This is a genomic window from Brevibacterium sp. UBA7493 (genome assembly GCF_002479565.1).
GTDB lineage: Bacteria > Actinomycetota > Actinomycetes > Actinomycetales > Brevibacteriaceae > Brevibacterium > Brevibacterium luteolum.
This window is the reverse complement of record NZ_DLOD01000017.1, coordinates 45,572-52,110: the sequence shown is the minus strand read 5'-3', so window position 1 is coordinate 52,110 and position 6,539 is coordinate 45,572. Positions and strand designations below refer to the sequence as shown.

Here is a 6,539-nt window from a genome sequence, read left to right as displayed (position 1 = left end):
GAAACTCTTTTCTAACTTTCCGCGCGATACCGTCAGGCCGCCGCGCACAGAGCCCCCGCCAACCCCCTACACAACCTCCCGCGCAACCTCCGCCAGCATCTCCAGCCCGGGCCGGATCGCCCGGGTCGGGATCGCGGCGTAGCCCAGCCGCAGGGTCGCCCACGGGTAGCGTTCGATCCCGCCCGGATGCCCCGGCACCTCGCGTGAGCCGAACCCGTGCTCAGCGGTCGCGGCGAAGAAGTAGTCACCCGGCTCCACGAGCACCCCGCGCTGGCAGGCCGCCTCCTGCAGTACGCGCGTATCGAGCTCGGCCGGGCCCTCGAACCACAGGCTCATCCCACCTGAGGGGAACGCACAGCGCGACTCGAACGGCAGCAGCTCGGCCACGCCGTCGCACATGAGCCGGAACTTCCCTCGCATCCGCTCCCGATTGAGTCGCAGCGTGCGGTGGTAGTCGCCGGAGTCGAGGAACAGCGCCATCGCCCGCTGCAGCACCCCCGGCGCATGCCGGACCGTGTACCGAGTCGAGTGGCGCAGCGCGGCGATGAGCTCGGCGGGCCCGACGAGGAACCCCAGCCGCAGGCCCGGGGCGAGGAACTTCGAGAACGACCCCAGGTGCACCACGTCGCCGCTCGGGTCGATCGCCTTGAGCGAGGGGGAGGGCTGGCCGGAGTAGCGGAACTCGGCATCGTAGTCGTCTTCGACGACGACCGTGCCCGAGGCGGCGGCCGCCTCGAGTGCGGCCTGCCGCCGCTCCATCGACATCGTCACGTTCGTCGGATGGTGGTGACTCGGGGTGAGGAACACCGCCTGCACCCCGGTGAGATCGGCGGGCACGATCGCACCGTCGGCGTCGACGGGCATCTCACCGACGCACGCCTGGTGGCGGGTCATGATGTGTCGGAGGTCGAGGTAGCCGGGGTCCTCCATGAGGACCCGGTCGCCGGGTTTCAGCAGCGCCTCGGCGATGAGGTCGAGGCCGTGCTGGGTGCCCAGCGTGATCATGATCTCCTCAGGCCGCACATGCACCCCGCGCGAGGGCAGCAGCCGGGTGCGGATCATCTCGACGAGCATGTCGTCATCACAGCCGGCGGAGTCCTGCAGCGCATGGGCAAGGTGCGGCTGGAACAGCGCCTCGCGCAGACACCGGGTCCACGAGCGCGCCGGGAACTGGGCCAGCTCGATCTGCCCGGGCAGGAACGGGTAAGGGTACTCGCTCCAGTCTGGCGGCTTGATGAGCTCCGGCAGGCTGGCATCCCCGGCCGGGGCCAGGCGGGCGGCCCAGTCGATCCGGGTGACCGGCGCCTCGGGCTCAGTGTCCGTCGCTGAGGCGGTGAAAGCCGCGAGTTGGCCGGGGGTCAGGTCGGGGTTGACGAAGATCCCCCGCCGCTCCTGGCTGATGAGCAGGCCCTGGGCAAGCAGCTCCTGGTAGGCGAGGTTGATGGTGTTGCGCGAGACTTCGAGCTCGGTGGCGAGCTCGCGGGAGCTGGGCAGGCGGCGCTTGGCGTCGAAGACGCTGGCGGCGATGCCGGCCACGATCGCCTCCTGCACCTGCCGGTACAGGGCGATGGGCGAGGACGGGTCGATGCGGATGAGCGTTTCGGCCATCGGTCCCTCCTGTGTCGGTCGTCAACGGTGACGCCCCGCCGCAGGAGGCGTGCCGAAGCGGGCAGACCGGTGCGGCGGCGTGGCTGATAGTCTATGCCAGCCGCGCCGCCGCGGCATCGCCTGACTGCAGGCTGGACGGCGCCTCGCGCACGAGGGCGCGGTCGCCGTGCGGGACGCGGCCTCACATGCCGAGGGCCTGCTCCGGGGTGACCGACTCGATGCCGAGGTCCTTGCCGACCGGCGGGGAGGTGAGCTTGCCCTGGTAGGTCGACAGGCCAGCCCGCAGCGCGTCGCTGCGCTTGGCGGCCTCGGCGACACCGTGATCGGCGATGAGGGTGGCGTATGGGCTGGTGACGTTATTCAGCGCCACGGTCGAGGTGTGGGCGACCGCGCCGGGCATGTTGGTCACACAGTAGAAGATCGAGTCATGGACGGTGAACGTCGGATCCGCATGCGTTGTGGGCTTCGAGTCCTCGAAGCAGCCGCCCTGGTCGATGGCGATGTCGACGAGCACGGAGCCGGGCTTCATCCGCTTGACCATGTCATTGGTCACCAGCTTCGGGGCGCGGGAGCCGGGAATGAGCACACAGCCGATGACAAGATCAGCCTCGAGGACTTCCTGCTCCAGGGTGAACGCGGTGGAGGCGACGGTGCGGATGCGACCCTGGTACATCCGGTCGGCTGCCCGCAGCTTGTCGATGTCCTTGTCCAGCAGCACGACATCGGCCCACAGGCCGACGGCCACTGCGACTGCGTTCATGCCCGAGACCCCCGCACCGATGACCACGACTCGGGTGGGCCGGACCCCGGAGACCCCGCCGATGAGCTTGCCCGGCCCGCCGGCCGGGCTCATGAGCGCCTGCGTGCCGACCAGCGGTGCCAGCCGCCCGGCGACCTCGGACATGGGGAACAGCAGCGGCAGTGCACCATTGGGGGAGCGGACGAGCTCATAGGCGATCGAATCGACCTGCTTGTCCAACAGCGCCTGCGTGCACTCCTCGCTGGCGGCCAAGTGCAGGAAAGTGAACAGCGCTTGGCCCGGTCGCATCCGGTGGAACTCCTCAGCCACCGGCTCCTTGACCTTGAGGACGAGCTCAGCGGCCTCCCACACCTCGTCGGCGGTGGTGAGGATCGCCGCCCCGGCTGCACGGAAGTCCTCATCGGTCATCGCCGAGCCGGCTCCGGCACCGGATTCGACGACGACCTCATGGCCGCGGCTGACGAGCTCGTGGACGCCGGCAGGCGTTGAGCCGACCCGGTGCTCGTTGTTCTTCAGTTCCTTCGGGACGCCGATGCGCATGGGCAGGCCCTCCTCGTGATCGGCGGCTGCGACGCTGCAGCCGCATCGGTGGTGATGAGCAGTGAGGTGATCAGCAGTGATCGCTCTCTGCTAGGCATCGTCTGCCCAGCCCGGGCCGGGCGCCAGCACCAGATTGTGCCCGGGTGAGGGGTCCACGCTGGATCCCCGAAGTCGTCGGCATCTGGCACTGCCGTGCTGTGACGCCGGTCTCTAGGCTCGAGGGACAGATGGGCACGGTCAGCGCCGACTTAGCCCGCGCCCCAGTGCCACCCGCAGAAGCCGCGGCACACCTGCCGCACCTGCCCAGCAGCTAAGGAGACATCATGACGACTATGGACACGTCGACCACCACCTCGGCGACGGGAGCCGACACCGGCCGCCTGCGCGACAGCGCCCGCCGCCACCTCTTCCAGCACTTCACCCGCCGCGACCAGCGCGACGCCGACTTCCCCGTCTTCACCCGCGCTGACGGCTGCCACCTGTACTCGACCGACGGCAAGCGCTACCTCGACGGGCTCGCCGGCCTGTTCTGCGTCAACATGGGCCACGGCCGCACCGACATCGCCGACGCCGGCGCGAAGCAGATCCACCAGCTCGCCTACGCCTCGAACTGGGGCATGGTCCACGAGCCGGCTGTCGCCGCTGCTGAGCTGATCGCCGAGCTCGCCCCCGGCGACCTGGGCACCACCTTCTTCGTCAACTCCGGCTCCGAGGCCGTCGAGACGGCGATCAAGTTCGCCCGCCAGTACCACCGCAGCCAGGGCCAGCCGCAGCGGACGAAGTTCATCTCCCGCGAGATGGCCTACCACGGCGTGACGATGGGCGCCCTGTCGGTCACCCAGCTGCCGAAGATCAAGGCCCCGTTCGAGCCGCTGCTCGACGGCGTGCGCTCGGTGCCCAACACGCTCGGCTACACCGGCGACTGCGGCCCGGCTGAGGAGCTCGACATCATCCAGGCCTACGAGAAGGTCATCCAGGAGGAGGGCCCGGAGACGATCGCGGCGATCTTCGCCGAGCCGGTCCAGAACGGCCGCGGCGCACTCGTCGCCCCGGACGGCTACTGGAAGGCCCTGCGCGCGATCTGCGACAAGTACGGCATCCTGCTCGTCTCCGATGAGGTCATCTGCTCCTTCGGCCGCCTCGGCTACTGGTTCGGTGAGGGCCTGACCGGTGTCGTGCCCGACATCATCACCTTCGCCAAGGGCTCGACCTCGGGCTACGCTCCGCTGGGCGGCATGATCGTCCGTGAGGAGCTCGTCGACCAGCTCTACGCCTCCGAGCAGGGCGGCGTCTTCACCCACGGTGCAACCTGGGGCGGCCACCCTGTCGCCACCGCCGTGGCGCACGCGAACATCTCGGCGATGCGCGATGAGGATGTGCTCGGCAACGTCCAGCGCCGCGGGCCGGGCCTGCGCGCCGACATCGACAAGCTCGCTGAAGCCCACCGCTGCGTCAAGGACGTCCGTGGCACCGGCTACTTCTACGCTATCGAGCTCATGGCCGACCGCGCCTCCGGCCGCGATCTCACCGACGAGGAGTCGCTCAAGGTGCTGCGCGAGACCCTGCCGGCCTCCTTCGAGCGCACCGGCGTGATCCTGCGCGGCGACGACCGCGGCGCGACGATGCTCATGGTCTCCCCGCCGCTGGTCGCCGGCGACGAGGAGCTTTCGGAGCTCGTCCACGGCATCGATGGCATGCTCAGCGATGTCGAGGCCGCGATCCGCTGATCGACAGCGATCGCACTGGGGGAGGGGTGCATCAATGCCCCTCCCCCTGTGCGTACCCGCGGGCTGTGCCGCAGCCCGGGCTGGGACCGCCGCCGAGGCGGTGGCGTGGACCCAGCGAATGGTCGCCGTCTGGCACTGAGGCCCGGCGACAGGCGTCGGTAATGTAGCCGATGCAGTGATGCACATCACATAGGTGATGAGGGTGCGAGCCGGCAGGTAGGAAAGCAGCCGAGACGCGCATCCGACATCACCCCATGGATACGGAAGGAGGTCGCCTGCATGACTGCCCGCGACCCGAATATGAGCACCACCCGAGCGACCGGCCCCGGCGCCTCCGCTGCAACGACGCACGAACAGACCCCGGCCGCCGGCGCTGACACCGCCGCCAACCCCGCAGGCCCCGCCGAGACCGGCGAGATCACCCGCCTGCAGAAGAACCTCAAACCGCACTGGGTGTGGGCGATCGCCCTCGGCTCAGCTGTCGGCTGGGGCGCCTTCGTGCTGCCGACGGACTGGATGGCCGCAGCCGGCCCGATGGGTGCGCTGCTCGGCCTGGCGATCGGCGGTGCGCTCATGATCCTCGTCGGCGTCAGCTACGGCTTCCTCGCCCGCACCTTCCCCGTCTCCGGCGGCGCCTTCGCCTACACCCTCGTCGGGTTCGGGCGCACGCACGCCTTCATCTGCGCATGGTTCATGACCCTGGGCTACACCTCGATCGTCGCCCTCAACGCCTCCGCGCTCGCCCTGCTCGGCAGGCGGGTGTTCCCGCAGATCGCCGAACTCGGCTACCTCTACAATGTCGCCGGCTGGGACGTGTACTTCGGTGAGGTCATGATCGCCACCGTCGCCCTCGTCGTCTTCGCGTTCATCAACATCACCGGCGCCAGCTTCTCCGGCCGCGCGCAGTTCATCTTCTGCGTCATCATGGTCTCGGCCGTCATCATCGTCCTCATCGGCGTCATCGTCTCCCCGGCCGGCCAGCTGTCGAACGCCCAGCCGGTCTTCCACCCCGAGATCAACCCGCTGGCCGGCATCATGGCCATCGTCGCGATCGCCCCGTGGGCCTACATCGGCTTCGACAACATCCCGCAGGCGGCAGAGGAGTTCGACTTCCCGGCCAAGAAGGCCTTCAGCCTCATCGTCTGGTCGCTGCTGGCTGCCACCGGCCTGTACTGCGCGATGATCCTCGCGACTGCCTCGGCCTACCCGTGGCAGGACCTCATGGGCACCGACCGCGTGTGGGCGACCGCTGACGCAATCATGGCCTCGATGGGCGTCTTCGGCCTCGTGCTGCTCGTCGTCGCCGCCTCGATGGGCATCTTCACCGGCCTCAACGGCTTCTTCGTCTCCGGTTCGCGCGTGCTGCTGGCGATGGGCCGCGCCGAGATGATCCCGGCTGTGTTCTCCCGCGTGCACCGCAAGCACGGCACCCCGCACATCGGCATCTTCTTCGTCATGGCCTTCTGCCTCGTCGCACCTTGGTTCGGGCGCACCGCGCTCAGCTGGATCGTCGACATGGCCTCGATCGGCTTCACCTTCGCGTTCCTCTACACCTGCGCGTGCGCCTTCAAGCTCTTCCGCTGGTCGCACCAGGAGGACCACGCCGATGTCGAAGGCGCCCGGTCGACCCCGCGCAAGATCATGGCCGCCGCCGGCGTCGTCGTCGCGATCGCCTTCTGCCTGCTGCTGCTCGTGCCCGGCTCGCCGGCCCAGCTGTCGCTGCCGTCGATGATCGCGATGGGCATCTGGATCCTCGTCGGCGTCGTGTTCTACCTCCTGCGCCGCAGCCACAACCGCACGCTCAGCGACGACTACGTCGACGAGGCCGTGCTCGGTGGCCCGCGTCCGGAGTTCCTGCGCCGCCCGTCCAGCACGACGGCCAGCTGAGCCACCCGGCCAGCTGA

General features: G+C 69.2%; 4 protein-coding genes. 2 read left to right on the top strand and 2 right to left on the bottom strand.

Features of this window, described 5'->3' with window-relative positions:
* Positions 1-66: 66 nt before the first annotated feature.
* A complete protein-coding gene (locus tag B4E96_RS11370; protein ID WP_286957627.1) occupies positions 67-1,608 on the bottom strand; it encodes a PLP-dependent aminotransferase family protein in 1,542 nt (513 codons plus the stop codon).
* A 181-nt stretch (positions 1,609-1,789) separates the two neighbouring features.
* Positions 1,790-2,908, bottom strand: a complete 1,119-nt coding sequence (gene ald / locus B4E96_RS11365) for an alanine dehydrogenase (RefSeq protein WP_286957626.1) — start codon at positions 2,906-2,908, stop codon at positions 1,790-1,792.
* A 323-nt stretch (positions 2,909-3,231) separates the two neighbouring features.
* On the opposite strand from ald, the gene B4E96_RS11360 reads away from it, so the two are divergent.
* Together B4E96_RS11360 and B4E96_RS11355 are read left to right on the top strand one after the other, a co-directional pair.
* Positions 3,232-4,635 (top strand): aspartate aminotransferase family protein, encoded by a 1,404-nt coding sequence (locus B4E96_RS11360; protein WP_286957624.1) that lies wholly within the window; start codon positions 3,232-3,234, stop codon positions 4,633-4,635.
* Between the two features lie 279 nt (positions 4,636-4,914).
* Entirely contained in the window at positions 4,915-6,522 is a 1,608-nt protein-coding gene (locus tag B4E96_RS11355; protein WP_286957623.1) for an APC family permease, read from the top strand.
* The last annotated feature ends 17 nt before the right edge of the window (positions 6,523-6,539 follow it).

Coding starts and splice junctions, on each gene's coding strand:
- B4E96_RS11355 (WP_286957623.1), top strand. CDS start 4,915: ATGACTGCCCGCGACCCGAATATGAGCACCACCCGAGCGACCGGCCCC.
- ald (WP_286957626.1), bottom strand. CDS start 2,908: ATGCGCATCGGCGTCCCGAAGGAACTGAAGAACAACGAGCACCGGGTC.
- B4E96_RS11360 (WP_286957624.1), top strand. CDS start 3,232: ATGACGACTATGGACACGTCGACCACCACCTCGGCGACGGGAGCCGAC.
- B4E96_RS11370 (WP_286957627.1), bottom strand. CDS start 1,608: ATGGCCGAAACGCTCATCCGCATCGACCCGTCCTCGCCCATCGCCCTG.